The 26,131-nt window shown below is 58.8% G+C and carries 26 protein-coding genes, 1 tRNA gene and 1 pseudogene; 17 read left to right on the top strand and 11 right to left on the bottom strand.

What is annotated here, in order from left to right:
* Positions 1-84 precede the first annotated feature (84 nt).
* The 8 genes from MJ639_RS14185 to MJ639_RS14150 all read left to right on the top strand — a co-directional run bounded on the left by MJ639_RS14185 (position 85) and on the right by MJ639_RS14150 (position 5,048).
* On the top strand, positions 85-618 hold the full coding sequence (locus MJ639_RS14185; protein WP_243374042.1) for a hypothetical protein: 534 nt from the start codon (positions 85-87) through the stop codon (positions 616-618).
* A 12-nt stretch (positions 619-630) separates the two neighbouring features.
* Positions 631-1,020, top strand: coding sequence for a phage holin family protein (locus MJ639_RS14180; protein WP_243374040.1), 390 nt, complete (start codon positions 631-633; stop codon positions 1,018-1,020).
* Positions 1,017-1,433, top strand: coding sequence for a DUF3618 domain-containing protein (locus MJ639_RS14175; protein ID WP_243374038.1), 417 nt, complete (start codon positions 1,017-1,019; stop codon positions 1,431-1,433). Before MJ639_RS14180 ends, MJ639_RS14175 begins: the two co-directional genes overlap by 4 nt.
* 21 nt (positions 1,434-1,454) lie before the next feature.
* On the top strand, positions 1,455-2,180 hold the full coding sequence (locus tag MJ639_RS14170; RefSeq protein ID WP_243374036.1) for a hypothetical protein: 726 nt from the start codon (positions 1,455-1,457) through the stop codon (positions 2,178-2,180).
* 399 nt (positions 2,181-2,579) lie between these two features.
* Positions 2,580-2,933 carry a response regulator gene (locus MJ639_RS14165; RefSeq protein WP_243374033.1) on the top strand — a complete coding sequence of 118 codons (354 nt, stop codon included), beginning with the start codon at positions 2,580-2,582 and terminating at the stop codon, positions 2,931-2,933.
* Positions 2,934-2,977: 44 nt separating this feature from the next.
* The gene (locus tag MJ639_RS14160; protein ID WP_243374023.1) at positions 2,978-4,021 is read left to right on the top strand and encodes an apurinic/apyrimidinic endonuclease family protein; all 1,044 of its coding nucleotides are present in this window, start codon (positions 2,978-2,980) and stop codon (positions 4,019-4,021) included.
* Between the two features lie 87 nt (positions 4,022-4,108).
* Positions 4,109-4,558, top strand: coding sequence for a response regulator (locus tag MJ639_RS14155; RefSeq protein ID WP_243374022.1), 450 nt, complete (start codon positions 4,109-4,111; stop codon positions 4,556-4,558).
* A 190-nt stretch (positions 4,559-4,748) separates the two neighbouring features.
* A complete protein-coding gene (locus MJ639_RS14150) occupies positions 4,749-5,048 on the top strand; it encodes an SWIB/MDM2 domain-containing protein (RefSeq protein ID WP_243374020.1) in 300 nt (99 codons plus the stop codon).
* Between the two features lie 20 nt (positions 5,049-5,068).
* Here the strand turns inward: MJ639_RS14150 and MJ639_RS14145 are convergent, their stop codons facing one another.
* Positions 5,069-5,680 (bottom strand): hypothetical protein, encoded by a 612-nt coding sequence (locus MJ639_RS14145; RefSeq protein WP_243374018.1) that lies wholly within the window; start codon positions 5,678-5,680, stop codon positions 5,069-5,071.
* Between the two features lie 107 nt (positions 5,681-5,787).
* Here MJ639_RS14145 and MJ639_RS14140 point away from each other — a divergent pair, with 107 nt between their 5' ends.
* Together MJ639_RS14140 and MJ639_RS14135 are read left to right on the top strand one after the other, a co-directional pair.
* On the top strand, positions 5,788-6,651 hold the full coding sequence (locus MJ639_RS14140; protein WP_243374016.1) for a D-amino-acid transaminase: 864 nt from the start codon (positions 5,788-5,790) through the stop codon (positions 6,649-6,651).
* A 54-nt stretch (positions 6,652-6,705) separates the two neighbouring features.
* Positions 6,706-7,044, top strand: a complete 339-nt coding sequence (locus MJ639_RS14135; RefSeq protein WP_243374001.1) for a hypothetical protein — start codon at positions 6,706-6,708, stop codon at positions 7,042-7,044.
* A gap of 12 nt (positions 7,045-7,056) precedes the next feature.
* Here the strand turns inward: MJ639_RS14135 and MJ639_RS14130 are convergent, their stop codons facing one another.
* From MJ639_RS14130 to MJ639_RS14120, 3 genes are all read right to left on the bottom strand, one after another.
* Complete coding sequence (locus MJ639_RS14130; RefSeq protein ID WP_243373991.1) at positions 7,057-8,100, bottom strand: coiled-coil domain-containing protein; 1,044 nt, start codon at positions 8,098-8,100, stop codon at positions 7,057-7,059.
* An 867-nt stretch (positions 8,101-8,967) separates the two neighbouring features.
* Positions 8,968-9,570, bottom strand: coding sequence for a DUF1134 domain-containing protein (locus MJ639_RS14125; RefSeq protein WP_243373989.1), 603 nt, complete (start codon positions 9,568-9,570; stop codon positions 8,968-8,970).
* Positions 9,571-9,705: 135 nt separating this feature from the next.
* Positions 9,706-10,614 (bottom strand): 3'(2'),5'-bisphosphate nucleotidase CysQ family protein, encoded by a 909-nt coding sequence (locus tag MJ639_RS14120; protein ID WP_423790799.1) that lies wholly within the window; start codon positions 10,612-10,614, stop codon positions 9,706-9,708.
* A gap of 90 nt (positions 10,615-10,704) precedes the next feature.
* On the opposite strand from MJ639_RS14120, the gene chpT reads away from it, so the two are divergent.
* Positions 10,705-11,346, top strand: a complete 642-nt coding sequence (gene chpT / locus MJ639_RS14115; RefSeq protein WP_243373987.1) for a histidine phosphotransferase ChpT — start codon at positions 10,705-10,707, stop codon at positions 11,344-11,346.
* A gap of 124 nt (positions 11,347-11,470) precedes the next feature.
* On the opposite strand, the gene ctrA is transcribed toward chpT, so the two are convergent.
* Complete coding sequence (gene ctrA / locus MJ639_RS14110; protein ID WP_091129617.1) at positions 11,471-12,172, bottom strand: response regulator transcription factor CtrA; 702 nt, start codon at positions 12,170-12,172, stop codon at positions 11,471-11,473.
* A 517-nt stretch (positions 12,173-12,689) separates the two neighbouring features.
* On the opposite strand from ctrA, the gene fliJ reads away from it, so the two are divergent.
* On the top strand, positions 12,690-13,091 hold the full coding sequence (gene fliJ / locus MJ639_RS14105) for a flagellar export protein FliJ (protein ID WP_243373985.1): 402 nt from the start codon (positions 12,690-12,692) through the stop codon (positions 13,089-13,091).
* Positions 13,092-13,156: 65 nt separating this feature from the next.
* Here fliJ and MJ639_RS14100 read toward each other — a convergent pair whose 3' ends face one another.
* Positions 13,157-13,768, bottom strand: a complete 612-nt coding sequence (locus MJ639_RS14100; RefSeq protein ID WP_243373983.1) for a GNAT family N-acetyltransferase — start codon at positions 13,766-13,768, stop codon at positions 13,157-13,159.
* A 204-nt stretch (positions 13,769-13,972) separates the two neighbouring features.
* Here MJ639_RS14100 and MJ639_RS14095 point away from each other — a divergent pair, with 204 nt between their 5' ends.
* Positions 13,973-14,986, top strand: coding sequence for a lysylphosphatidylglycerol synthase domain-containing protein (locus MJ639_RS14095; protein ID WP_243373981.1), 1,014 nt, complete (start codon positions 13,973-13,975; stop codon positions 14,984-14,986).
* A gap of 29 nt (positions 14,987-15,015) precedes the next feature.
* Here the strand turns inward: MJ639_RS14095 and MJ639_RS14090 are convergent.
* A pseudogene (locus MJ639_RS14090) lies at positions 15,016-15,237 on the bottom strand (helix-turn-helix domain-containing protein); the annotation flags it as partial.
* Between the two features lie 243 nt (positions 15,238-15,480).
* Complete coding sequence (gene sciP / locus MJ639_RS14085) at positions 15,481-15,756, bottom strand: CtrA inhibitor SciP (RefSeq protein WP_009763782.1); 276 nt, start codon at positions 15,754-15,756, stop codon at positions 15,481-15,483.
* Positions 15,757-15,985: 229 nt separating this feature from the next.
* Between sciP and mnmA the strand changes: the two genes are divergently transcribed.
* The 3 genes from mnmA (at position 15,986) to MJ639_RS14070 (ending at position 18,132) form a co-directional block, all read left to right on the top strand.
* Positions 15,986-17,140, top strand: coding sequence for a tRNA 2-thiouridine(34) synthase MnmA (gene mnmA, locus MJ639_RS14080; RefSeq protein ID WP_243373980.1), 1,155 nt, complete (start codon positions 15,986-15,988; stop codon positions 17,138-17,140).
* 22 nt (positions 17,141-17,162) lie between these two features.
* Entirely contained in the window at positions 17,163-17,804 is a 642-nt protein-coding gene (locus MJ639_RS14075; protein ID WP_243373977.1) for a class I SAM-dependent methyltransferase, read from the top strand.
* 109 nt (positions 17,805-17,913) lie between these two features.
* The gene (locus tag MJ639_RS14070; protein WP_243373974.1) at positions 17,914-18,132 is read left to right on the top strand and encodes a hypothetical protein; all 219 of its coding nucleotides are present in this window, start codon (positions 17,914-17,916) and stop codon (positions 18,130-18,132) included.
* Between the two features lie 173 nt (positions 18,133-18,305).
* Here the strand turns inward: MJ639_RS14070 and MJ639_RS14065 are convergent.
* Positions 18,306-18,382: transfer RNA gene (locus tag MJ639_RS14065), tRNA-Met, on the bottom strand.
* Between the two features lie 356 nt (positions 18,383-18,738).
* Between MJ639_RS14065 and MJ639_RS14060 the strand changes: the two genes are divergently transcribed.
* On the top strand, positions 18,739-21,054 hold the full coding sequence (locus MJ639_RS14060; protein WP_243373972.1) for a putative bifunctional diguanylate cyclase/phosphodiesterase: 2,316 nt from the start codon (positions 18,739-18,741) through the stop codon (positions 21,052-21,054).
* 781 nt (positions 21,055-21,835) lie between these two features.
* On the opposite strand, the gene MJ639_RS14055 is transcribed toward MJ639_RS14060, so the two are convergent.
* Positions 21,836-24,700 (bottom strand): right-handed parallel beta-helix repeat-containing protein, encoded by a 2,865-nt coding sequence (locus MJ639_RS14055; RefSeq protein ID WP_243373970.1) that lies wholly within the window; start codon positions 24,698-24,700, stop codon positions 21,836-21,838.
* Positions 24,701-24,904: 204 nt separating this feature from the next.
* Positions 24,905-26,095: a polysaccharide lyase family 7 protein gene (locus tag MJ639_RS17850; RefSeq protein ID WP_279306643.1), complete on the bottom strand. Its 1,191-nt coding sequence runs from the start codon at positions 26,093-26,095 to the stop codon at positions 24,905-24,907.
* Positions 26,096-26,131 lie beyond the last annotated feature (36 nt).

The raw sequence follows: 26,131 nt of genomic DNA, 5'->3' as shown, positions 1-26,131 counted from the left end.
CCTCATCCATGCGAAGAGGGCTGCGCTCTTCGGAACCTGCCGCGCTTCTAATGGTTACCTCCGCACGATTAAGAGAGGTTGACCATGGGCGTGGGACAGCAAAACGGTAATAGACAGCAACAGACCGGCGGCGACGATTGGGATGCCCTGCGGGGCGACGTCGGCGATATGGCGGGCGCGGCAGTCGAGCGCGGCCGCTATTTCATCGAGTCGGCGCGTGAGCAGGCAACCGATTATGCCGGTCGCCGTAAGGACGATATTGCGCAGTCGGTTGCCGATTTCGCGACGTCCTTGCGCGAGTCGACGCATTCTTTCGACGAGCGACCGAACATCCGCGCCGTCGTCGACAGCGCCGCAGACGGGCTCGAACAGCTTGCGGATTCGATCCGCGATCGCACCTTCTCGGATATATTCAACGACTTTGAGGAAGTCGTTCGCCGTCGTCCCGCAACGGTTGCCGCCGTGTCGGTTGCCGTAGGCTTCCTCGCGGCTCGTTTCCTCAAGAGCACAGCTGAAGACATGCGCCACGAGCGCATGAACCCCAGTGTGTCGCAGCCCAGCCGCAGCCGGCAGCAGCAGGCGCAAGGGCAGCGCACGCGTGCCAAAGCCGGGGCATGAGGGAGAGAGCTCATGCAAGGCAACCATCAAACCATCCAGGGTCTCGTTGGTGAGGCCCTGCGGGAATCGACAGATCTCGCACAGAAAGAGTTCACGCTCTTCCGCACGGAGATCTCCCAGAACCTGCGCACCCTTTTCATTGGGCTCGCCATGGTTGTGGCTGCCGCGATCTTCGCGATTGCCGCCGTCATGCTTCTCACGGAGTCGCTGGTCGAATGGCTGGCAGTGGTTCTCGACTCCGAGGCTCTTGCCGCGCTGATCGTCGGCGGCATCATGGCGCTCATCGCGATCGGCCTTGGCCTTTACGGGCGTCATGCCATGTCGGTTTCCGCACTCACGCCTCAGCGAACCATGCGCTCGCTCAAGCGGGATGCTGAAGTTCTCTCCGAGAGAGGTGCATGATGACACAGAGCCTTCAGGATCTGGAGAAGGACATCGAGCAGAGCCGCGCGCAGCTCGACCGTACGATTGATCAACTCCAGAACAAGATGACCGTGTCTGGCGTCGTGGACGACATGCTCGGGACGGCGCGCGCCACTCAGTATGGCCCTGTTTACGACAGGGTTCTTGAAACCGTGCGAAGCAATCCCGTTCCGGTCATGCTGATTGCGATGGGGCTCGGGCTTCTTGCCTATCGCCTGGGTCGTCCGGCACGCCGCCGCCCGACCCGATTGATTGCCGCAGATGAGGATTTCATCACCGAACAGGATCTTTTGGGAGAGCCGGACGAGCTTCGTCTCTACGAGCCCGGCGCTGCGCCGCTGGAGCAGCCTGACGGCATGTTTGATCGTCGCAGAATGAACTCTCGGATTTAACGAACGGAACAGGAGCGTTTCATGGCCAATACGAAGAACGAAAGCGGCAAGTCGCCGACCGACAAGCAGAGCGATACCGGATCCGGCAAAGTCTCTGCTGGCACCTCTGTGGGTAATATCGGCGAAGCTCCGATGCCTCATGCACATGACGACAAGAAGAGTGCGCAGAGTTCTACGCTTGCCTCTCATACGTCCCATCCCATGGGCGGAAACCAGGGTGGCGACAGGTCGAAGGGTGGTTCGCAGCAGAACGCTCAGGATCAGAATTCCTCGATGACGGACAAAGCTCAGAACATGGCCGAAGATATGCGTCATCGTGCGGAAGGTGCTTACGAAGGCGCCTCCGAATGGGCTCGCGATACCTATGAGCGCGCTTCCGATTGGGCGTCCGATGCGTATGAAGGCCAGCGCCGCCGCGTTCGCCAGATGGGCGGGCGCTCGGCCAAGGCTTTCGGCAATGCCCGTGGCGGCATGCAGAATTACGTGCATGAAAACCCGATGGTGGTGGGGCTCGTCGGCCTTGCCGCAGGCCTGCTCCTCGGCGCGCTTCTCCCGCGGACGCGTCGCGAGAACGAGCTCTTCGGCGAATGGGCCGATGAGGTGCGCGATCAGGGTCTCCGCTATGCCCGCGAGGCCGCCAATCGTGGCCGCGACTACGTGGAAGAAACGTTCAGCGGCGACGAGGCGCAGTTCAGCCGTCACGAGAGCGAGTTCGGCTCTCAGGGACGCGATGTGAACCGTCACTGACGGCCAAGCAATCTCGAATGGAAAAGCGCCGGTTCATTACCGGCGCTTTTTCCATTTCACGCTTGGTTAAAAAGAGAAAAGCAGCGCCAGAAATGGCAACGGCCACGGCGAGATCCATGCGCGTACATCCGGCGTCATGTCCTCGGCATCGTGACCGCTTCTGACAGGCGTTTAGGCCCGTCAGGTTGAAACTAAGATGGTACCCTCTTGCACTTCTTTCAAGGGCTGCGGTTGAAAAACTTTAACCATAACAAGACGCAAATGGGGGAGTTTCCCGTCTAGGTGGAACTCAACATAGGTTAATCCGTTGGCACTCGGGAGTTGGATAGGGTTGCGTTTTGAGTGGAACGGTTTGATTTCGAAGGGCGATCCGGCAAGGCTTTTTAGCGGAGTTGTCTCGTGCGTATCCTGATATTGGAAGATGATCCATTCATTGCATCGGATCTGCAGGCCATCCTCGAAGATGATGGCCATGAGGTCGTTGGTGTCTTCAATTCCTTGGCCGACACCTATGACCATCTCGAAGACGATTTCGATTACGCGCTTCTCGATATCGACGTGATCGGCGGCAAGAGCTTCGGTGTCGCGAAGGCGCTCGCGGAGCGGGAGATCCCCTTCGCCTTCGTCTCCGCATCGCAGCCGGGCGATATTCCACATTCCCTGCGCGAGGCGGCTTTCATCCCGAAGCCTTTCGAGGAGCGCACGATCCGGCAGTCGATCGGCGAGACTTCATCGCGCTCGTATTCATGCTAAAGGCATGAGGGCATCGCCCTGAGGCCAGAGGTTGCCGCTCGCTCATGCCCCATTCCAGACGACTTGGTTTCTGCTGTAAATTCGTGCCTGAGAACGGTGAGGCCGACATCGCGCGCCGGATGAACACCACCACCGTGACGATGGCCTATCTCGGCCGTCTCGATCCGAAGGCGGCCTACGACAAGCTTGCATCCGTCGTAGCCCATAACCTGGACGCGATCACGCACCAGATCGCGCATGTGGCAAGCCGCCCGCCGCTCGAGCGCCTGCATCGCCTCTCCAGTGATCTCCTGCCGGGCTATACTCATGCCAGTTGCCGAGACTTCTACCGCGATAGCGATCTGCGCAACCTCATCGAAACGAAGCTGGCATATGTCGGCCATCTTGCACGCGAGCACGGCGTGCGCCTCAGCATGCATCCGGGCCAGTTCTGTGTGATTGCCTCGGCGAACGCCTCCGCTGCCGTCAACGGCATCGCGGAGTTCGAATATCACGCCGAGGTCATGCGCTATATGGGCTACGGCAACGGCTGGCATCCGCACGGCGCTCACATCAACATTCATGGCGGCGCGAAAGCCGTCGGCGTCGCAGGCATCCGTGAAGGGCTCGCGCGCCTGTCGGAAACGGCGCGTAATCTCATCACCATCGAGAACGACGAAGTCAGCTACGGTCTCGACGATCTGCTGCCGCTCGCCGACGCGGTGCCTCTGGTGCTCGATCTGCATCATCACTGGATCAAGAGCGAAGGCGAATATGTGGAGCCCGACGATCCTCGCATCGCGACCATCATCGCATCCTGGCGCGGCGTCCGCCCGCTGAGTCATATCAGCGTGTCCCGCGAGGAGCTTCTTGCCGATCACGATATTCAGGTGCTGCCCGATTACGGAATGCTCACCGGAAGCGGCATCAAGCCGAAGGACTTGCGCGGGCATTCGGAGCTGATGTGGAACCTAGCAATCAACGATCTCGTGGCGCGCCACCTCGCATGGAGCGACTTCGAGGTCGAGGCGAAAGGCAAGAACATTGCATCTGAGGGCCTCGCCCGGCATGTCGGAGGCCTGACCGCGATGAGCGGGCAGGCGGTCTGACCGAAAGGTCAACTGGTCTCAATCAGGTATGGAACCAATCGTCGGTTCAGGCGTTCAAACCGAATTGCGCAGCCTGCCGAGCCTCTGATGCCCGAGTTTCAGTCCACAGTTCTTTTAGTTGAAGACGAGCCCCTGATCCGCCTGTTCGTGGCGGACCTTCTCGAAGAATCCGGATTCAAGGTCGTCGAGGCCGCCAACGCGACCGAGGCGTGGGTGCTTCTGGAGGCCGGTCTCGAGATCAATGTCCTGCTCACCGATGTGGACATGCCGAATGGCTGCAACGGGTTCGAACTCGCTCATAAGGTTCATGAATTTCGCCCTGAGGCCGAGATCCTGATCATGTCCGGGCGCCGCTGGCCCTCCGCCGGAGACCTGCCCCAGGGCGCGGCCTTTCTGGCCAAGCCATGCCCGAACGAAACCATCGTTTCCTATGTCCATTCGGCGGCCGCTCGATCCTGGAAGCATTCCCGGCTGAACTACCAGGTCCCGGCTCATCAGGAGTCGGCGAAGATCCTTCCCTTCCCGAAAACCGCCTAAACCTTGGAAGTCTATCTTGCTGTAGGCGCAGAGCGGACATAAGCTCTGCCGGAATTGACCGCCCGTCGGGGGCTGGGGCTTGAAACAGGCTCCGGACAATCCGAGCCCGGGACTGGTCAATGGAGCTGTCGGGGCCAGGAGATGAACGGCTTTCGAGAAGCTCTTTCCCACTCTACTCCCGGAGGAATACATGCCGACCAAGACGTCAGACGGAGCAAAGAAGCCTGCGGCCAAGGCTGCCGGTTCCAAGCCCAATGCTCTTCAGAAGCCCCTGCAGCCGTCCAAGGAACTGGCCGCCATCGTCGGCTCGAACCCGCTGCCGCGCGGCGAGGTCGTGAGCAAGATGTGGGAGTACATCAAGAAGCACAACCTGCAGAACCCCGAGAACAAGCGCGAGATCATCGCCGACGACAAGCTGCAGCCGATCTTCGGCAAGCCGAAGGTGACCATGTTCGAGATGAACAAGCACCTCGCGCAGCACCTGAAATAAGTTTTCAGCGCTCTGCTGTTTTAAGAATCCTGCCGCCACTGAGTGAGCGGCAGGATTTCAGGCCTCTGGCCCGGCGCCCGGCGCCATGGATCGACAGCCCATTCCCGCCCGCTCTTCTTCTCCGCAATGACGGCGGAAAAATGCGGATAGCGTCCGTCCAGAAAGAACCCGCGCGATTCCGGCGGTTCAACTTCGTGATAACTCAACAGGCCCTGATCCTGCAGCACGAGCAGCAGGCTCGTGGTGTTGGCCGTCTCGTCGAGACAATCCATCTGACCCTGCACGCCCGACATCCCGGCCGGTGAGCCCGGCACGTCTGGCCTGCCGCCGATGGAGGAAGCAAGATATGCCGTATAGGCGCTCACCACCTGCGCCAGCGCCTGTCTTTCGGCCTCCGGAGAGGCACTGCCTGCTCTCAACAGCGCGCTTGCGCGGCTCAGCCACGAGCCGTCCACAGAAATCGCCTGGCGGCGCACGCAACCATATCCATGGCAGGCGATGATGCGGGTGCCTGCCGGTCCCACATAGCCCTGGCTCTGAAACCACCTCAAAGCCTCCTGCGAGGCCGAGACAGGCGAGGGGAGCGACATGAGCGTGAAAAATGCCGAAATCAGAACTGGAATCGCTTTCATCAGGAAGGTACCTATGGCCAGGCTGATGGGATGCTTTGGTTCTAGGTCACGCTTCGGCGGCGCCCACCGGCCGGTCGGCTAAAGACGTGCATCATTCGAGGTAATTCATGTCCCGCATCGTGTTCCTGAACGGTTCGTTCCTCCCCATCGAGGAGGCCAAGGTGCCTTTCATGGATCGAGGGTTCATGTTCGGCGACGGCATCTATGAAGGTGTCGCCATCCTCGAAGGACACCTCGTCGACAACGATGCACATCTCGAACGTCTCGAGCGTTCCTTACGCGAAGTGCGGATTGCAAATCCTTATACGCGCGCCGAGTGGACCGCGCTGGAAGAGGAACTTGCGCGCCGCAACAATCTCAGCGAGGGCTTCATCTATTTTCAGGTGACGCGTGGTGTGGCCGAACGCGACTTCATGTTTCCGGACAACGCGACGCCCACGGTCGCCATGTTCACGCAGGCCAAGTCCATCGTGAACGCGCCTGCTGCGGAAACCGGCATCGCCGTCATCACCGTGCCGGATCTGCGCTGGCAGCGGCGCGACATCAAGTCGATCAACCTGCTCGCGCAGGTGCTCGCGAAACAAGCGGCGAAGGAAGCCGGTGCGCAGGAAGCCTGGATGGTGGAGAACGGCTTCGTGACCGAAGGCGGTTCATCGAGCGCCTTCATCGTCACCAGGCAAGGCCGCATCGTCGTGCGTCCGCTGTCGAACGCCATCCTGCCCGGCATCACGCGGCAATCGCTGCTGGCGCTCTCGCAGGCAGAAGGCATCCCGCTCGAAGAGCGTCTGTTCACGGTCGAAGAGGCCTATGACGCCGCCGAGGCGTTCCTCACCAGCGCTTCCAATTTCGTACTCCCCATCGTCTCCATCGACGGGCGCACGATCGGCAGCGGCAAGCCCGGTCCTGTGACGCGAAAGCTGCGTGAAACCTATATCCGCATGGCCGCATCACCGCACAGGGACAACGCTTAAGCTGGACGGAACCCCCCTCACGGATCGCTCGTTGCCTCCCGAAAGGAGCGATCCATGAAGAGAATTCTGGTTCTGTCCCTGATTGCGGCAGGCTGCGCCGGCACAGCGATGGCGCAAAATCCCAATGTGCTGAATCAGCAGGCTCCCAACATGCCGCCGCTGCAGCAAATGCCGGCTGAAAAGGTCGATCCGAACGGCGTGCAGACCGAGGATCCGCCATCGACCGGCAGCACCTTGAGCGACAAGCTGGAGCAGAGCGACGGCGTCATCCGCCCGCCTGCGACCGCTACGCCGGATATCAGAGTGCCGGCTCCCGTGCCCAATCCCGGCACGACTCCGGTCATTCCGCCTCCGGGCAGCCCCGGCGGCAATCAGCAGGTTGATCCGAAATAGAAAAGGGGCGGCTCACGTCACGGCGGGATCGGGCTGACGCTGCTTTCCCGCATTCTTGTTGCGCCGCTTGTTGCTGCGAGCGCCGCCGTTCTTCGCGGGAGCGGCGGTCTTCGTTTGAATGCTGCCGCTGCCCTGCATCACCAATGCCGCGACTTCGCTGATCTGGCGCCGTAATTCTCCATCGTCGCCCTTGGTCGCGCTCTCTTGCGAGGCGAGGAGGCTTTGCGCTTCGTCGCGCTCATTCTCGATTTCGCGGATGCGCTGTTCGAGAATAAGTCCGCGCTCATGCTCGGCACCGAGATTCTTGGCAAGATCGGCAAGGCGGCTGCGCTCCTGCACGAGTTCGGCATGGCGTTCGTTCAAGGCACGCTCGAAATCATTGCCGCGCGCTGTTTGCGTCATGAGGCGCGTTTCGAGGTCCGAGATCGAGATGCGCTTTGCATCGAGTTCACTCAATGCTGCGGTGAGGCGCTGGTCCGTATCCGCATATTGCGCTTCGAGGCGCGCCAGCTTTTCCTGCGTGTGCAGAAGCTCCGTCCTGATCTTCGTGCGGTCGTTCTGCGTAGTGTCCAGCTCCATGCGCGTGTTGGACAATTCATTCAATGTGGCGCGGTGCGCGTTTTCGAGAGCCGACAGAGTCTCGCGGCTACTGGTCAGAGAGGTTTGAGTCCGGTTCAACTCGTCTTCGGCCGCGGCCAGCCGTGTCTGCGTTGCTGCGAGATTGCGCTCGAGTTCAGCAATCGTTTTTTCCCGTTCGATCATGGTGCTCTCGAGCGCCTCGATCCTAACCGCCCGGCGGCCGAGTTCTTCCATGCTCTGGTGCTTGGCGGCGAGGGCCTCTTCGGCTTTCCGCTCGATCTTTCGCTGCAGCACCGCGAACTCGGCGCGCAGATGGTCCTTCTCCGCCGTGAGCTCGGAAATGGACATGGGAAACAGCGCCTCGGCCCTGCGGCGCGCCAAGCGCTCCGCGCGGGCATTGATCGCGGGAATGATGAGAAGCGCAATGAGGCTCGCTGCCACGAACCCAAGCGCGAAGATCATGATGATTTGGACCACGCGGACGCCAACTCCAAGGAACCGGCAGCAAGCCGGAGAGAAACCCGATCGGTAACGCCCAAGCACTGTGCCTTGTGCCTGCGCAGCTTTCCAGGGCAATCAACCCCGGAAGCCCCGTTCTAGGGCAGGTTTACGCTGTTTCCACCGGGGCAAGAGGAACAGCCTTCGTTGAATACCTCGTCCTCCCGGGGCTGCGCAGCAGAACCCGGGATCGCAAGACGAGAATGGCGCGGGATCATCACCTCTCCTTGAGGGAGAGGTCGGACCGTCAGGTCCGGGTGAGGGGTTACAGGTCTCTCCGGATAACGCGCATCCCTCACCCGCCGCGCTGACGCGCGTCGACCTCTCCCGCCCGGGAGAGGTGAGCCTGCGCTTCACCCGGCCCGCGATCCCGGCTCGGCTGCGCCGTCCGGGATGACGCCCGATGAGTAATGTTCTTCTTTTGTTCTTGACAATCCTCCTAACCTTGGCTATATGTGTTGGTATCCTGGCTCGATGAGGGGCGCGCTCGCGAGGCGTCGCATGTGTCGGAGCCGGGGACGGTCCTGGTTCGGTCTCGCAAGCCGGGCCGGGAGGCCCATCGTTGCAAGACACGATGAACGCCTAAAAGAACCGTGCGCGAGGGGCCGTCAGGTTCTTCACTCATTCCATAGCGAGCCGGACGACCTCTCGCGTCTCCCTCACCCCAAACCTCGGAGCCACACGCTCGCGAGAACATTCCCGCTCGCTCTTTGACAATCGCAGCATCTCCGAAACGAGGCGTTTTTGGCTTTGTCCCGCGAGGCTGGTTGAGATCGTTCCACGCCTTCTCTGGGCCGCTCCAGAGCAACCGAGAGAAGGCCCGCAGGCATCCTGCTTTTGGAAGACTTAGAAGGGGTTCCAGGTCGGCTCGGGCGTGAACTTCAGATAGCCCATGTTGACGCCGAGCCTCGCGCCGACGCCGGTGCGGATCGGGACGATGATCATCTCGTCAGCCGCCAGGGCCGTCATGCCGAAGCCGCCGATGAAATAGGCCGAGCCGTCGACGCCGACGAAACGCTTATAGAGGGCATCGGTGAAGGGCATGTTGTAGACCAGCATCATAGTCCGGGCGCCTTCGCCGCCGAAATCGAAGCCCACCGAGGGGCCCTGCCAGAAGATTCTGCGCTCTCCCGCATTGCGGGTGAACAGCTTGCCTTCGCCGTAGCGCAGGCCGCCGATGATCGCGCCGCCGGCTTCCTGGCCGAGAATGTAGCCATTGGGCTCGCCCCAGCGTCGGGTGGCCTCTTCGAGCGTCATGGCCAAGCCACGGGACGCCGAGCCGAAGAACTGATGGCCGGAATCGACCAACTCGTTTGAATTGAAGGAATTCGGGGCAGCCGGATTGCTCGCATAGGCGCGCTGGACGCTCTGGGCCGAAGCCTGGAGGGGGGGGGCGCCGACACAGACGGCGAAGGCTGCCGCAGCAATAAAGGAAATGCGGGAGCGCATGGGCTATCTCCTCGTATGAGACAGGGGACGATCCAGCCTGTTCAGACCGGACGGCTTCTATCGAACCCCGACCTTACGGCCATCAACCCTAACAATGTCTGACCAAGCGCTGCCTTATTGCCGCAGGGGCAGCCTTCAGGCCGCAGCCACCGGCAGGTCCAGCTTGGGGGCGAGCGAGGTATCGCCCATGGCCGCGAAGGGGCCGTTGCGATAGCCCCGATCCTCATGGCCATAGGTGAGCGGGACGCTCCCCGGGCCGACGACGCTGCCGCCGGCGCAGGTCAGGATATGGTCGCCCGCTGCCGTGTCCCATTCCATGGTCGCGCCGCAGCGCACATAGACATCGGCCTCGCCCGAGGCGATGAGGCAGAATTTCAGGGCCGAGGAGGTCATGCGCCGCGTGCCGATGGACAGCACCGACAGGCAGGCCTCGGTGGCGATGTCCCCATGGCGGCGGCTGACGAGGGCGACGAGGCCATCCTCCGGCGCGCGCCGGACCTTGACCTCCCGCCAGTCGAAATCGGCTCCGCCGTCTTCGGGCATGGCGCTCATGCGAGCTTTCGTGCCCGCAATCCAGACGGAGCCGAGGGCCGGCGCCGCGACCGCGGCGGCGATGGGGCGGTGGTTCTGGATCAGCGCGATGTTGACGCTGTATTCCCCCGTGCCGTTGAGAAAGTCGCCGGTGCCGTCGAGAGGGTCGACCAGAAAGAAGAACTCCTCCGCATGGACATTGCTCGACGTCTCCTCCGCGACTACCGGAACGTCTGGCCAAGCCTCGTTCAGGCGGCGGATGATGAGCTGCTCGGCGGCGAGATCGGCGGCCGTGGTGGGGCTGCCGTCATCCTTGATCTGCTTCTCGATCAAGGCGTTTTCCATGCTTCGCAGAAGACGGGCGGCCTCGGAAGCGATCGCTGCCAGCTTCAGGGCGAGGTCGTCGGAATGGGTATGATCGAGACGCATGGTGAAACTGTGCCTGTTCTCGGTAAAGCTGTCGATCTCTTTTGCCTGCTTTCCAAAGAACTCGGAGCCGGGTATCCGGTTCACGTTCTCTTTCCTGTTTGGCTGTATTCGTGAGGCCTGAAATCCAGGATTTCATGAATCCACCGCTGAACTTACGGTCTATCCGGAGCCCTTATGGCCACCATTTCCCTTGATTCGCTCGACCTTGCCGCCCTTCTCTGCTCACGCGTCTGCCACGACGTGATTTCGCCGGTCGGCGCGATCGTCAACGGGCTCGAGGTCCTGGAGGACGACAGCGACACCTCCATGCGCGAATTCGCCCTCGACCTGATCCAGAAGAGCGCCCGCCAAGCCTCGGCCCGCCTCCAGTTCGCCCGTCTCGCTTTCGGCGCGGCAGGCTCGGCCGGAGCCTCCATCGATCTCGGCGATGCCGAGCAGGTGGCGCGAGGGCTCTTCCTCGATGACAAGATCACGTTCTCCTGGACCTCGCCCCGCCTTCTCTTCCCGAAGAACCGGGTTAAGCTGCTCCTCAACCTGATCATGATCGCCATCACCGCCATTCCGCGCGGTGGCGCCATCAACGTGACGGTGACGGGCGATGCCGAGGCTTGCGAGTTCACCATCAAGGCGAAGGGCCTGAACGCCCGCATCCCCGCGCATTCGCAGGAACTGCTCGCCGGTGATTCTGAAACCGGCACGGTCGATGCGCATGGCATTCAGATCTACTACGCCGGCATGGTGGCGCGCGCATCGAACATGAACATCGCCTTCAGCATCGACGGCGACGAAGTGACGATCAAGTCGGTCACTGCTTGATGTGCAATTGCGTGATCTCATATTTCCATCGCCGCTGATGTGAGATCACGTTTTGAGATTGCAGCGAGCGCAATAAAAAAGCCCGGCAGATGCCGGGCTTTTCTCATCTCGTTGTCGCTTCGCTTTAGACCGCGACGCGCTCGTCCGCCTCGTTCGGCTCGCGCAGCACGTAGCCGCGGCCCCAGACGGTTTCGATGTAGTTCTTGCCCTGCGAAGCATTGGCGAGCTTCTTACGCAGTTTGCAGATGAACACGTCGATGATCTTCAGTTCCGGCTCGTCCATGCCGCCATAGAGATGATTGAGGAACATCTCCTTCGTGAGCGTCGTGCCCTTGCGCAGCGAGAGCAGCTCGAGCATCTGATATTCCTTGCCGGTCAGATGCACGCGGGCGCCGCCCACTTCGACGGTCTTCGTGTCGAGATTGACGACGAGATCGCCGGTGGTGATCACCGATTGCGCATGGCCCTTCGAGCGGCGCACAATCGCATGGATGCGGGCGACCATCTCGTCCTTATGGAACGGCTTCGTCAGGTAATCGTCGGCGCCGAAGCCCAGACCCTTCACCTTGTCCTCGATGCCGGCCATGCCGGAGAGGATCAGGATTGGTGTCTTCACCTTCGCGACGCGGAGAGTCCGCAGAACCTCGTAGCCCGACATGTCGGGAAGGTTCAGGTCAAGAAGGATGATGTCGTAGTCATACAGCTTGCCGAGGTCGATGCCCTCTTCGCCGAGATCCGTCGTATAGATATTGAAGTTCTCGGACTTCAGCATCAGTTCGATGCTTTGCGCAGTTGCGCTGTCGTCTTCGATGAGAAGTACGCGCATTGTTATTCCCCAGCCCATGCCCTGGAGCTTGCATGTAGCTTGTGGCTACCCATCCCCCACCGGGCCAGTGGCGGATGCCCTTTTGCACTGATTCGTGACGCTAGTTCAGAATGGTTAACAAACCCTGATTCCTGCATGCAAGCGCTTAACGATATGATCGTGCCGATCTGTCGCTTGAAGCATCCAGCCTGTGGATTCCGGGTGACCATAGGGAACCTCGTCGCTCCATCCCAAACCGTTGCAAACGAAGGATTTCGCTTGCACATGCCTGCCGTGCTTACCGAACTGCAGGCGTGACAGGGACAGTGTTAACGAAATCGGTAAACGAAAGGTTGACGCAAGCCTCGCGACATCCTCGGCAACCCTGAAGGGCAGGCTAGTGATTTGTCCTTTCAAGGATTTTTCCGCGCGATGGTAAGGAAAGGTCAACTTCCATGCGCAATGATGCCTCATGCCTGAAGGATAACTGAGCGATCCGGCGGGCACGTGAAACAGCGACGTGTGGAGTTGAATCAAGATGAAGTCGCGGGATACGCTCATCCGCCTCAAGCGCTTTCAGGTCGACGAGAAACGTCGGCGGGTGGCGCAGATCGAGATGATGATCGCCGAGTTCGACCGCATGGCGGCTGACCTCGATCGGGAAATCGCAGCGGAAGAGCACAAGGCTGGGATCACCGATCCGAACCATTTCGCCTATCCGACCTATGCCCGCGCTGCTGCCCAGCGGCGTGACAACCTTCGCATGTCGGCTCAGAACCTTTACACTCAGCTCGATGACGCCAAGGCGGAACTCGGCGAGGCCTTCGAGGAGCTGAAGCGGGCCGAGAGCCTGGAGGATCGGGAGCGCGCTACCGAGCGCTCTCTGGATCCGGCGATCAGCCATGTGGGTCCGGCCCGCGCGATGCGCGCAACAGCCTGATCCGCTTATCAGTCGAACAGTCAAAAAGGACGCGCCGCAGCTCGGCGCGTCCTTTTCCTTTTGGCTTAGCTCAGAACAGGAATTTGCGGAGCGCAATCGCGTGGAAGGAAACCCTGAAGCCGGGGATCGTCTGCGACCTCGATGGCGCGCCGATAGGGCGTGAAGCCAGAGCGTATATAAAAGGGAAGCGCGCCTGGATTATCGAGACTGCAGGTATGGACGAAGAAGCGCTCGACCGGTCGAGAGAAAGCAAGGCGGATTGCTTCGTTCATCAGAAAACGGCCTGCTCCCTTGCCGATCACTCCGGGAACAAGGCCGAGGAAGGCGAGCTCGACTTCTCCTTGCGGTCGGAAGTCGAGTTCCAGAAGGCCGATATCGTCTTTGCCGTCGGTTAAGGCATAGGCATCGACCTTGGGATCATCGAGGATGCCCGCGAGGTCCGCGTCAGGCATGACGACCCGGCTGAACCAAAGCCAGGGTTCGCCGATCCGGCGATAGAGCTTCCTGTATCGGTCTCGCTCGCCGTTGAGGCGTTGGAGCGACCACGCCTCTTGATCTTCAACAGGCGCAAGCGGAGGAGGCGAGCGCATCTCCAGATACGTCACCACTGCCGCAATCTTCCCTGAAGGCAGATCTGTGTAGCCGTCGAGGTTCAGTACAGGCTGCGGGCTCGTCATGGAGATACCTTTCGATACGACAATCCGGCCATCGCTGTGTCATGGCCGAAGCCAGGGCGCAATGCGAGGGCAGGGCTCTTCTGCAATCATGCGGAAAGCCTTTGCAGGATTGGACGTTATGTCCAGATGGGGTAGGGCCATTTCCTCTTGCAGATTGAATGGATTATGGGCACAGAAGGGAGAACAAGGGAGCCGGCCGTCTCGATGAAGAAAGTGCGTGAGTTCATCTGGCCCGTCATCGGGCTTGCAGCGGTCGTGATTTCTGTCTGGCTTCTTTATCGCGAGCTGCGCGGCCTTTCCCTCGATGACGTTTGGGACAGCCTGACGGCGGTTCCCTCCGAGCGCTATGCACTTGCGGGCCTGTCGACCCTGGTCGCTTATGCGGCTCTCGCCTGGTACGACCGGATCGCGCTCCTCCATCTGGGCGTGCGCCATATCTCCTGGTTCTTCGTCTCGGTGACCTCGTTCACCACCTATGCCCTGTCGCACAATATCGGCGCCTCCGTTTTCTCGGGCGCCGTCGTCCGCTACAGGGCGTATACCTCCAAGGGCCTGAGCGCCGCGCAAATTGCCGTGCTGGTCGCTCTCTGCTCCTTCACCTTCGGGCTCGGCACGATCCTTCTCGGCGGAGTGGTTCTCACCGTTCAACCTGGACTTCTATACCGCCTCGAGGAGCTATTGCCCTCGGCCCTCACTAATCCCGCCACGGCCAGGGGCGTGGGTCTGTTGTTGCTCGGTTTCGTGGTTCTCTACGTCGTGGGATCTATCCTGCATCTGCCGCCGTTGGTGATCCGCAAGGCCAAGCTCGAATATCCGCGTCCGGCCATCATGGCGCGGCAGCTGATTGCGGCCCCGCTTGAGTTGCTGGGAGCTGCCGGCATCATTTATTTCGTGCTTCCCGCTCACCTGGAGCCGAGCTTTATCATCGTGCTCGCGGTGTTCCTCGCTTCGTTCTCGGCGGCTCTCGTCAGCCATGCTCCCGGCGGGCTCGGCGTGTTCGAGCTCGTGTTCCTGACGGCGATGCCCGATATTCCCAAGCCGGATGTGCTGGCGGCCCTCATCATCTTCCGCCTGTTCTATCTTCTCATCCCCTTCGCCATGTCGCTCGTGGTGGTGCTGCTTTTCGAGAGAGCCAGGTTGGCGCAGGCATGGCGCGCGCGCGGTGCCGTCGACAGCAGTAGCGTGCCGCCACCGCCGCTCTCGTCTTCCGATCAGTAAGCCTTAAAGGGCGCTAAGAGGTCAGGCCGTTAGGCTGCCAGAACAGGCTTCTGGCCTGGTTCCGGAACGGAGATGCCGGCGTCCATATATTCGTTGAGCTTGTTGCGCAGGGTCCGGATCGAGATGCCGAGGATCCGCGCCGCATGGGTTCTGTTGCCGAGGCAATAGGCGAGGGTATCCAGGATCAGATGGCGCTCCACATCGGCAATCGTGTGCCCGACTAGGATGCGCCGCAGCGCCTCGACGGTTTGATCGACGGCGGAGGATGGCGGAAAGCTCGTATGCGAGGGAGAAAAAGCCTGCTGTTCCGGCATGTCCTGGGCGCTGAGCACGATTCGTACCTATCTGAGTAGAGGGTAAGGATTTATGCCCATCTTATGGTTAGGAAGACCTTAACGACTGGCTGCGGCCCGCACGATTTTGGCGTCCCAATGAAAAAGGCGCCGCCTCCTGGAAGCAGCGCCTGATCCTGTTTTCCGTTCGAGCCTACGGGCTTACTGCCGGTATTGCTGGATGCGGGTCGTCCGGAGACCGGCGAGGCCGTGCTGGTCGATGGACATCTGCCAGCTTAGGAACTCTTCCGTGGTCAGCGTGTAGCGCTGACAGGCTTCTTCCAGGCTCAGCAGACCACCGCGGACGGCGGCGACGACTTCGGCCTTACGGCGGATGACCCAGCGGCGGGTGCTGGAGGGAGGCAGGTCGGCAATCGTCAGGGGACTGCCATCGGGCCCTATGACATACTTGACCCTAGGGCGGTGGGGTTCGGTCATGATACGCTCACACAAAAATTCAACGACCTTTGATAGGCTCGAACCTAACCGGTGGGGCTTAATGTTTTCCTAAGCCATGCAGGCGGTTACGAGAGTGCCTAAGCTTAGCCATAAACGTTAACACCGGCTTATTGCGGCAGCTTTCTCTTTAAGAATTCACCGGTCATCGCTATAGAAGGGCTTTGGCCCCTCCCGTGCGCCGCCTTGAACGGCGCCTCTGGATGGAACGATGCTCAACTCACTCGATCTTCCCAAGTCTCCTGCCGAGACCCGCGTCGTCGTTGCGATGTCGGGCGGCGTGGATTCCTCCGTCGTGGCAGCTCTCCTCAAAGAGGAGGGTTATGACGTCATCGGCATTACGCTGCAGCTCTACGATCACGGCGAGGCCGCTCACCGAAAGGGCGCCTGCTGTGCGGGCCAGGACATCTATGATGCCCGCCGCGTGGCCGAGGCCATCGGCATTCCGCATTATGTGCTCGATTACGAGGAGCGCTTCCGCAAGGCCGTGATCGACCGCTTCACCCAGAGCTATCTGGCCGGCGAGACGCCGATCCCATGCGTGGAGTGCAACCGCTCCATCAAGTTCCGGGACCTCCTGGAGACCGCCAAGGAGCTCGGGGCCGACGTGCTGGCGACAGGCCATTACGTGGCGAGCCGCAGGCTGCCCGATGGCCGCCGCGCCCTTCACCGGGCAGCGGACCCGGATCGCGATCAGAGCTACTTCCTCTATGCGACGACCGAGGAGCAGTTGGACATCCTGCGCTTCCCTCTGGGCGAGCTGCCCAAGGAAAAGACCCGTGAATACGCCCGCCAGTTCGGGCTCGCCATCGCCGAAAAGGCCGACAGCCAGGACATCTGCTTCGTCACGCAAGGGCGCTACAGCGACGTAATCGAGCGTTTGAAGCCCGGCGCCGTGCATGGCGGCGAGATCGTGCATATCGATGGCCGCGTGCTCGGCCGCCATGAAGGGATCATCCATTACACGGTGGGGCAGCGGAAAGGGCTCGGCCTTTCCGTGGGTGAGCCCCTCTATGTGGTGCGCCTTGATGCCAAGGAAGCCCGCGTGGTGGTCGGTCCTCGCGAGGCTCTGGCGACGCGCCTCATCACCATCTCTGACGTGAACTGGCTCGGCGACGTACCTCTTGAGGCCATCGGAGAGCAGGGGATGGAGGTGGCCGTGCGCGTCCGCTCCACCCGCGAGCCACGTCCGGCCATCTTGCGATCCACAGGAACCGTCACTACGGTCGAGCTGTTGTCGGCGGAAGATGGGGTCTCCCCCGGTCAAGCCTGTGTCATGTATGAGAGCGATGCTCCGCGGGCACGGGTGCTTGGCGGAGGCACCATCGCCCGCGCTGTAGCCGAAGCCGCTCCTGCCGCGGCCTGAGGCATCCTCTGAAGGAACCTGCATGACGGATGGAGCGACCACGGCCCTGATGCGCAAAGCCTATGCGCGTTGGGCGCCGATCTATGACCTCGTGTACGACAAGCTCACTGAGCCTGCCGCCCGCGCTGCCGTGAACGCTGCGGTGGCCTGTGGCCCCAAGGTGTTGGAAGCCGGCGTAGGGACTGGCCTCTCTCTCGGCTATTATCCGAAGCACGCCGAGGTTTATGGGGTCGATCTCTCCGAGGACATGCTGCGCCGGGCGCAGGAGAAGGTCGACAGACGTGGCCTGTTCCATGTGAAGAGCCTGCAGGTGATGGATGTGACCAAGCTCGGCTTTCCGGACGCCACTTTCGATTCAGTCACCGCCCAATTCATCATCACCCTCGTGCCGGAGCCCGAGGTGGCGCTCTCCGAATTCGCCCGCGTGCTGAAGCCCGGCGGCGAGATCGTCCTGGCCAACCACTGGGGGCAGCCTTCCGGGCCTATCGCAGCCCTCGAGGAGATGGCGGCCCCGCTTGCCAAGGCGATCGGCTGGAGTTCCTCCTTTAAGGCGGCCCGCGTGGAAGACTGGGTCCGCAGCACCGGCAATATGGAGGTGGCGGAGTTGAGATCCCTCTTCCCCGCCGGCTTCTTCAAGCTGATGAGAATCAAAAAGCGGGCCTGATGGTCCGCTTCTCTTTTGCGCCTTTGATGAGGCGATGAGATGACTTTCGGCGGCCGAGCCCTATTTCAAAGGTCTCAAGTCCCTGCACTCATTCACGAAAGTTATTCCGATGCGTTTGTTCATGTTCTCCTCCCAGGCCCGACAGGATCTGCACGCCTTCGCAGGCGACGAGTCCGGCAGCAAGCTGCCCGCCAAGTACGGCCCCTGGGGCCTGACCGGCACTCTGAGCACGCGCGAAGCCCCGCCACATAAATTCTCGCGCAGGGCTATCGAACAGGCGATCTCAAGCGAGGGTTTTCAGCTCTGGCGCATGAAGCCCAAAGGCTGAGGGGGCAGTTTCGTCTCACGCCGCAGTTGTGGTTCTGAACTCTGCGGAGGTCCGGCGGGTTGGCTATCGCGTCTCTGACGGTTAGGCAGAGGCGTTCGATTCCAGCCTCATTCGTTGGGCTATCGCACAACATATTTAGAGAACAAGACACCCGGAAACATCAACGGGAGAGATGGTAGCGGAGGAGGGATTTGAACCCCCGACACAAGGATTATGATTCCTCTGCTCTGACCAACTGAGCTACTCCGCCCCAAGCCGCTGGGCGAACCCCGCTTCAGGCATGCGCGATATAGGGAAGATTAGGGGCGTGTGTCAAGAAAGAGGCGGCTCCCATTCAGGAATTTCTCAGGACTACGGCTTGATCCCCGCGTCTGGGGAAAACGGCCCATTTAGGATTCTCCGCTGCCGGTCAGATTTCCCGCCGGGATGACGTAGCGCCCCGGAAAGCTGCGCTCCAAGCTCCAAGCCCGCTTAGAACTTTGCTTTTTATCCTGATTTAAGCGCGGCTGTTTTGCAGGAATGCAACTTCGCTTTCTTCCTAAGATGTAATAACGTTATAAAATAAGACTATTCTTCAAATGGCTATTTTTGTGGGGCGTTAAACCCTTGGGCAAGGTTTCTTCTCTGGACCAGTTGAACTGGCGTTTCTCCATGCGAGTCCTGCTGCCGGTCGTCGCCAGCACGGCCACAGCGCTCGCATTGGCGGCGCTTGCCCTGCTTTGGGCTGTCGGGCAGAGCGACACCATCTCCATGGAGCGCCAGCAAAGGATCACCGAACGCAGCATTCGCGAGGTCCTGGGCGAACTGGCCAAGCAGCAGGAAATGGTCGCTGTCTGGAACGAGACGGTCCAGCAGCTCAACAAGACACCGTTGGATGAAAAATGGCTCGACGCGAATATCGGCGGCTGGCTGCACATCACCTTCGGGCAGGATTACACCTATATCCTCAACACGCGAAATGAACCCGTCGACGTGACCATTGATGGGGCGAGGGCAAAGCTGAACGAATACGAAAAGGTTCGGTCCAGTTTGCAGGGACTCATCCAGGGACTGCGTGGCGATTCTCGCTCTCCGCACCAAGGGCACTCAGAACGGCCGATCAATGGGCAGGATCTGACGAGCGGTAGGGCCGTGCATGATGCGCATCTGCTGGAGCTGCTGGGGCGGCCAGCTGCCGTCAGTATCATGAAGATTGTTCCTGAGAACAACGAGTTGCGGCAGGAGCCCGGAAGCGAGTTCTTGCTTGTCAGTGTCCGTTTCCTTGACGGCAATTTTCTGAAGATCCTCTCGCAACAGAACCTCATTGACGGACTGCGCTTCTCCAAGGCCAATGAAACAAGCGACAGCGAAGTCGGGGTGCCTCTCACCTCGGATGAAGGCGCACTGATCGGCTACTTCATCTGGAAGCCTGAACTCCCCGGCACGACCATTCTCCGCGTGATCGGCCCGAGCATTGCCGTCGTCTGTATTCTGATCATCGGCGTGATGGCTCTTCTGTCCCGTTCGCTGCGTCGCTCGATGGCAAAGTTGAGGAAGGCAATCGCCGAGTTGCGGGCCAGCGAGGCACAGGCTCACCATCTCGCCTTTCATGATGCTCTCACCGGCCTCCCCAATCGCACTCTGTTCGACGATCGCCTCGATCAGACATTGTCACGTATTGATCACGGACAGCAATTGGCCGTGCTCATGCTCGATCTCGATCGATTCAAGCATGTGAACGACACGCTTGGCCATCAGGCAGGCGACTGCGTCGTCCGTGAATTTGGCAGTAGGCTGTCAGCGCTGCTGCGCAGCAGCGACAGCGTTGCGAGGCTGGGTGGCGATGAGTTTGCTGTGGTTCTGGCCGACATCGCAGACCGCTCGGACGTAGAAAAGATCTGCGAACGCATTCTCGATACCGTGCGCAAGCCCTTCGAGATCTCGGGTCGCCAGGCCTTCGTTGGCGTGAGCATCGGCGTTGCCTTGGCTCCTGAAGCGGGTTCCGAACGTATCGACCTGATGCGAAAGGCCGATATCGCCCTCTATCAAGCAAAGACCGAGGGACGTGATGCCTATCGCATTTTCACGGCGGCCATGGACGAAAACGTCAAGGCACGGAGCTCGATCGAGGAGGATCTGCGCGCTGCTCTCCTGACCGGTAATGACCTGCGATTGTTCTATCAGCCGCAGGTTGATGTGGACGGTCAGTCAATCATCGGGCTTGAGGCGCTCGTGCGCTGGCATCATCCCACCCGCGGCATGATCGCGCCCAACCAGTTCATTCCGATTGCCGAGGAAACCGGATTGATCTCTCCGTTGGGCGAGTGGGTACTACGCCAAGCCTGCATTGCCTCGAAGCGGTGGCCGGACCTGACCATTGCTGTCAATCTTTCTCCCGTTCAATTCCGCTCAGGGAATCTGGCTCAACGCCTGATTGGCATCGTCAGCGAAGTAGGAGCGGACCCTCGCCGTATCGAATTCGAGATCACGGAGAGCTTGCTGCTAGACGATAGCGAACTGTCACGCTCTGCGCTGAAGATGCTCCGGCAGGAAGGGTTCAAGATCGCACTCGACGATTTTGGAACAGGCTATTCCAGCCTCAGCTATCTCCGCCGCTTCGAAGTTGACAAAATCAAGATCGATCGTTCCTTCGTTCAGCATTTGGGTCAGCAGGATGAAGCGGTCGCCATTGTGAAGGCGATCGTAACGCTCTGCCATGCCATGGGCCTGACGGTTACTGCTGAAGGCGTCGAGACCGAGGATCAGAAACTCTTCCTCACAGAGACTGGATGCAGCGAGATGCAGGGCTTCCTGTTTTCTCGTGCTCTCCCCGAAGACCAGATCGGTGATCTTTTGAATAATCTCGGCGACAGGCTAAGCGTGCAGCCTGCTCCTCAATTGAGGAGCATACCAGGGCGCGTAAAAGCGAAGATTGTCGCTTGATGCCAAAGTGATGTGAGCCTTCTGCGAGGGGGGCAGAGGCATGATCACTCCGGCGCTCCCATGAGCCCGGAAACGACTCCCGGTTCAGGGCGTGTCAGGATCTGCATACGCCTCCCGTCCGGAAACTCGATGGTGCGCAAAGTCATGACCTCGAGCCCGGAATTGACACCTTCACGAATTCTTTCAGCTCGTGGACTTCTGGAGATGGAGCCAGCAAGTTCGCGACGTTGACTTGTTTGTCGAGAGCGATCCGCCCGGGCTGTTACTGCGCGACTCGGTTGGCGAGCCTTAGAATCCGAAGTTGCTTTCCTGGGTGTGGACTTCGATGCAGGCTTCTCTTCTTGCGACGCGGCGGCAGCCTTTGTCTGACCACTCCGATCTTTTTGTTCTTCCTCTACATTTTTGACAGCTTGTGCAGGCGAAGAGGGGACTAATGGCTTCGCTGCAGAGTTTGGCGATGTAGAGGAAGAGCCTTGGGAGATCGATCCTGCCTCAGGGGGCGGGTCGACCCATGGTCGAGCAGGCTGGGCTTGGCCGAGGGCAGTGGTTGAAAGAATTGCGGCTAAGCTTAAACCCCCGATCCCATATATGTTCGCTCTCATGGCATCCTCCCTGGCTGACGGGGAGGGAACGCTTGTTGATCCGGGCCCGGTTCCATGTTGCCGCGATCATAGGATGAGCATGTGCTAAGCTATGCTGCAATGAGTATTGCCTAGCTTATGGTGCTTTGCTGATCCGGGCGGCAGTCTGCTCCATGGCTATGGAGCAGACTGCGACATGCTCAGAAAATAAGGAAGTCTGCAGCAGAGATTGATTTGTTGGCGCCGATATTGGCGAACACGACAAGGCCCCCGGCTTTATTGCCGTTGGCATCGTACCAAAGATTGCCGTTGCTCTTGACGTACCCAACGAAGTCATTCGCATCCTTAGCCGCAGAACCGAGCACAAAGGATGTCGAACTGAGTACGCCTGTCTTCGTCAACGATTTGAAGATCGCATTCTCAAGCCTGATTGTATCATACACAGAGCTGAAGTCGGTGATCTGGTCTCTATTCGTCGTGCTGTTCAAAGCTGTATTAAATACGAAGCTATCATAGCCAGCCCCACCAGATAGGATATCCTTTCCGCCGCCGCCGGCGAGGGTGTCGTTTCCGGAATATCCTCGTAAGGTGTTGGCAGCCGAATTACCGCTCAATGTATTGTGCAGGCTGTTGCCCCCTAAGAAAATGGCCGAGCTGCCAGTCGCATACATTCGTTCGACATAGTTCGATAATGAATAGCTGACACTTGTATAGATTGAGTCAGCAGTGCCGCCTGTTGAGGCCTCAATCACAGTATCGCCGGCATCGTCTATGTAATAGCTGTCGTTCCCACGCCCGCCTTCCATGCGGTCGGCTCCGGCGCCACCATAAAGAACGTTGTTCAAAGAATTGCCGATAAGACGGTTCACCAGATCATTGCCGTATCCACGAGTGGCTGCACCCATCAATGCGAGCTGCTCGACATCGGCTCCCAGCGTATAATTAATACTGCTATAGACGATATCGATGCCGCCTAGGCCATTGTTAGCCTTCTCGATGACGAGATCAGCAAGAGTGTCGACATAATAAGTGTCGTTCCCGTCGCCGCCTTCCATAGAGTCTGCGCCGCCGCTGCCGTTCAGTACGTCGTTTCCGGCCCCGCCCTTCAAGGTATTCGCAGCAGCATTGCCGGTGATCCTGTTGTTGAGCTCATTGCCGATCAGGATCAGATTGCCTGTGCCGATACCTGTGATGTGTTCGACATTTGCCGATATTGTGTAATTTACAGAGGTAATGATGTGGTCCGACAGGCCTTCGCCCGCAGCTTCGATGACGAGGTCGCCTGTATCGTCGACATAGTAAGTGTCGTTGCCTAGGCCGCCCTCCATTCGGTCTTCGCCTGCCAGCCCGTCGATGATGTTATCGCGGTCATTGCCGATCAGATTGTTGCCTGACGCTGTATTACCTGTTGCTCGAATGGCCGAGCCGACAAGGACGAGTTTCTCAAGGCCTGATGCGAGCCGGTAATCGGCGCTGCTGTAGACAACGTCATAGCCGGTGGAAACCTCATCGATGAAATCGTTGACGTTGTCCACGTAGTAAGTGTCATCTCCCTCGCCGCCGCTCATTTTGTCGGCGCCGCCTCCGCCGACGATTGTATCGTTGCCCGCATCTCCCTTAAGGACATTGCTGGCGCCGTTGCCGGTGATGTAGTTATTGAGCTGGTTGCCATAACCATTAATGGCATTGGCACCTATCAGTGTCAGATGCTCGACATTCGCTGCAAGAGTATAAGTGATTGTCGATTTGACATGGTCGTCCGTACCCTCATTGGCGTTCTCGATAACAACATCCATGGAGTGATTGACTGTATAGGTGTCGTTGCCGGCGAAACCCTGCATCGTGTCGCCGCCAGTGGTGCCTACGATGATGTCGTCGCCAGGAGTTCCATCGCGGACGAAGCCTGGAACGGAGACATCCCCGACATCCATGCCGCTGATCTGATTTCCGGTGACAACAGTACCGGATGGTCCATTCCCGAGATTGCTCGCTTCCTCGCGAATGCCGTAGCGAGCATTGATTGAGCCGGTCGAGGAGATGACGTTGTTCAGAATATGCGTGTTCGTTGAATAGTAGGTGAGACCCGTGACCGCATCATCGATACGAAGCCGAATCTGGACTTCATCGTATGTATGGTCGGCTTCCTGAGAATTGTTGTAGATCTGGCTGCCTTGAACGATGGTATCCGTCGATCCTTCGATCCGAATGCCTTGGCGCATGTTTTCGTAGACTTTGACGCCAGTGATCGTCACATCATCGGAGAGTTTGACGAGAATTCCCTCTTTCGTATTCCCATAATACTCGCCGCCGATCACTTGAATGTCGGTCACCCATGGAATGACCGTTCCTCCTGCAGGCGCAATGTCGCCACGCTGAATTGTAAGGCCTGCAGATCCGTTCTCATATGCCTTGTTGTTCTCAAGAATGAGATTGCTCGTGGCGTTCTGAATATTGAAACCGTGACGATCATTGTCATAGGATTCATTATTCTTATAAGTACCGCCCACGACAAAATCCGCAACAAATCCATCCAGGCCATTGCCATGGGCTTTGCAATTCTCAATCGTCATATTGTAGGTGATTTCATGCGGATTGAATCCGTATGCCGTACAATCCTTAATCTCGACGCCCGTAAGACTGATGTTAGATTGCGTTTTTCCTTCTTCAGCCTTGGCGCCGCATATGAAGCCGGCCTGATGATCGGTGTTGTTCGCCCGATTTCCATCGATCGTTAAATTCGAAACGGAAACATTCGTCACATCTGTCAGAGCTGTTCGAACGATGCCATTGATTCTGTCATTGAAGCCATCTTCAAGTCGAATGACCGTTTGCCCCATCCCTGCGCCGACAAGCGACACGCCGGAAAGGAGCTCGACACAACCTTTCGAAGGATTATTGTGGTCGCCGGTGACCGCGTAAGTTCCTGATGCGAGTTGAACCACAACCTGCCCACCTGCAGGATTGCTCTTATATGTAGCGTTGGCAGCTTTGATGGCCGCGTCAATCGCAGCCATGTCTTTCTGAGCATCTCCGGTCGGCGGAGCAACGTTGATAACAACAGCCATTGATGAAGTTCCTTGCTAAACAACTTCTGGATATAGCAAGGCATAGACATCTATCGATTGCGCGTAGGGGGTAACACGTTCGTCCCAAAAAAATAGACAAAATCGAATGTGTTGGAGAGGAACTCTTCCTGCTTTGGTTTTCGTGAAAGTTTGCGCACCTTAAAAAGGACTCGTCAACAGACCGAGTCCTAACAAGAGGTTATTTTAAAGGATCAGGAAATCAGATGCCGTGATTGAAAGGTTGGGTTTCACCTTTGCAAATTGCATTGCAGCGCTTGGCCCTGATCCATCTGGATCGTAAAGCAAGGCGCCCGTCTTGTTGTTGTAGATGATCCGGTCACTGGCATCCTTGGCTTTGCTGCCGATGACGAATTTAGATGATTGAAGAACGCCGCGGGCAATCTTTGAGAAGACTGCATTGTCGAGAAGGATTGTATCATCCTTTGGGTTGAAGTCGGCAATAAGGTCAAGGTTCGACTTGGTACTGAGCTTCGTGTTGAACACAAATGTATCTCGTCCCAATCCGCCCAAGAGGATGTCGTTGCCTTCCCTGCCTATTAGTCTGTCATTCCCCTCATAACCATAGAGGGCATCGTTTCCGGCTTTACCAGTCAGAGTGTTACCGGCCTTGTTCCCCTTGAATACAGAAGAGACCGACGCCGCACTGCTCGCTGAATGGCTGAAACTAAGAGAGTAGAAGGAAGTCTGGCCAATGCCGCGTCCCTGAGTTTCGTTCACTCCGAGATAGGCACCTGCCTTGAAATAGAATGTGTCTTTGTTCCATGTACGATTGATATGGGTCTGTGAGGTATAGACCTTCCCATCAGCATAGATTGCGACTTTCAGGTCGTCGCCTTTGGCTGAGATTTTATAAGTGAATTTCTCATTCCGAGAAATGTTGGGCATTTGGCCTAGCGCATTCTTCAGGTCGAAGCGAAGCTCGGCATTTCTTGGGCCGGCTTTCTCATTCTTGAAATAGACGGTGTTATTCTCCCAATAGAGGCGGACCAGTTCGTCCGATTGGCCGTGAATCTGGCCAATCACGATCTTTCCACCCTTTCCGTTGAACAGGGTCGGAACCTTGTCCACTTCGAGTGTCGCTGTCATGGACCCGCCCTGCTTGAGCGTCCACGCCGCACGTTCCGTCCCTTTCATCTCCCGGAGTTCGGAGCGGGCAAAGCGCGAACCACTTGTGGTAGCCCCTTCAACCGGAGCTGTGAAGACCATGGCTCCATCGCTGCCGGTATAAAAGTATTTCGAGTTTCGATAGCCGGAGAGGTTTTTCACTTCGACGGCAGTGCCCGAAAAGTGGCCGTACCGATCAATCGGAAGAGTTATTTTCCAATTGGCCAAGTTGAAATTGCGACTTGGCACATAAGCAGGGTTCAAAACCATTGATGTCAGCCCCAAAAGATATTTTGGCCCTTCGTG

This window comes from Microvirga solisilvae, assembly GCF_022808595.1.
In the GTDB taxonomy this organism is placed as follows: Bacteria; Pseudomonadota; Alphaproteobacteria; order Rhizobiales; family Beijerinckiaceae; genus Microvirga; species Microvirga solisilvae.
Note: the sequence above shows the minus strand (reverse complement) of the source record. Positions and strands in the feature narration are given on the sequence as shown.

Excerpts from the sequence above, each read along its gene's own strand:
- MJ639_RS14100 (WP_243373983.1), bottom strand. The coding sequence starts at position 13,768 with ATGACGAGCCCGCAGCCTGTACTGAACCTCGACGGCTACACAGATCTG.
- MJ639_RS14170 (WP_243374036.1), top strand. The coding sequence starts at position 1,455 with ATGGCCAATACGAAGAACGAAAGCGGCAAGTCGCCGACCGACAAGCAG.
- MJ639_RS14075 (WP_243373977.1), top strand. The coding sequence starts at position 17,163 with ATGACGGATGGAGCGACCACGGCCCTGATGCGCAAAGCCTATGCGCGT.
- MJ639_RS17850 (WP_279306643.1), bottom strand. The coding sequence starts at position 26,095 with ATGGTTTTGAACCCTGCTTATGTGCCAAGTCGCAATTTCAACTTGGCC.
- MJ639_RS14095 (WP_243373981.1), top strand. The coding sequence starts at position 13,973 with ATGAAGAAAGTGCGTGAGTTCATCTGGCCCGTCATCGGGCTTGCAGCG.
- mnmA (WP_243373980.1), top strand. The coding sequence starts at position 15,986 with ATGCTCAACTCACTCGATCTTCCCAAGTCTCCTGCCGAGACCCGCGTC.
- MJ639_RS14145 (WP_243374018.1), bottom strand. The coding sequence starts at position 5,680 with ATGAAAGCGATTCCAGTTCTGATTTCGGCATTTTTCACGCTCATGTCG.
- chpT (WP_243373987.1), top strand. The coding sequence starts at position 10,705 with ATGGCCACCATTTCCCTTGATTCGCTCGACCTTGCCGCCCTTCTCTGC.
- fliJ (WP_243373985.1), top strand. The coding sequence starts at position 12,690 with ATGAAGTCGCGGGATACGCTCATCCGCCTCAAGCGCTTTCAGGTCGAC.
- MJ639_RS14125 (WP_243373989.1), bottom strand. The coding sequence starts at position 9,570 with ATGCGCTCCCGCATTTCCTTTATTGCTGCGGCAGCCTTCGCCGTCTGT.
- MJ639_RS14070 (WP_243373974.1), top strand. The coding sequence starts at position 17,914 with ATGCGTTTGTTCATGTTCTCCTCCCAGGCCCGACAGGATCTGCACGCC.
- MJ639_RS14185 (WP_243374042.1), top strand. The coding sequence starts at position 85 with ATGGGCGTGGGACAGCAAAACGGTAATAGACAGCAACAGACCGGCGGC.
- MJ639_RS14155 (WP_243374022.1), top strand. The coding sequence starts at position 4,109 with ATGCCCGAGTTTCAGTCCACAGTTCTTTTAGTTGAAGACGAGCCCCTG.
- MJ639_RS14180 (WP_243374040.1), top strand. The coding sequence starts at position 631 with ATGCAAGGCAACCATCAAACCATCCAGGGTCTCGTTGGTGAGGCCCTG.
- MJ639_RS14055 (WP_243373970.1), bottom strand. The coding sequence starts at position 24,700 with ATGGCTGTTGTTATCAACGTTGCTCCGCCGACCGGAGATGCTCAGAAA.
- MJ639_RS14140 (WP_243374016.1), top strand. The coding sequence starts at position 5,788 with ATGTCCCGCATCGTGTTCCTGAACGGTTCGTTCCTCCCCATCGAGGAG.
- MJ639_RS14150 (WP_243374020.1), top strand. The coding sequence starts at position 4,749 with ATGCCGACCAAGACGTCAGACGGAGCAAAGAAGCCTGCGGCCAAGGCT.
- MJ639_RS14175 (WP_243374038.1), top strand. The coding sequence starts at position 1,017 with ATGATGACACAGAGCCTTCAGGATCTGGAGAAGGACATCGAGCAGAGC.
- sciP (WP_009763782.1), bottom strand. The coding sequence starts at position 15,756 with ATGACCGAACCCCACCGCCCTAGGGTCAAGTATGTCATAGGGCCCGAT.
- MJ639_RS14135 (WP_243374001.1), top strand. The coding sequence starts at position 6,706 with ATGAAGAGAATTCTGGTTCTGTCCCTGATTGCGGCAGGCTGCGCCGGC.
- ctrA (WP_091129617.1), bottom strand. The coding sequence starts at position 12,172 with ATGCGCGTACTTCTCATCGAAGACGACAGCGCAACTGCGCAAAGCATC.
- MJ639_RS14160 (WP_243374023.1), top strand. The coding sequence starts at position 2,978 with ATGCCCCATTCCAGACGACTTGGTTTCTGCTGTAAATTCGTGCCTGAG.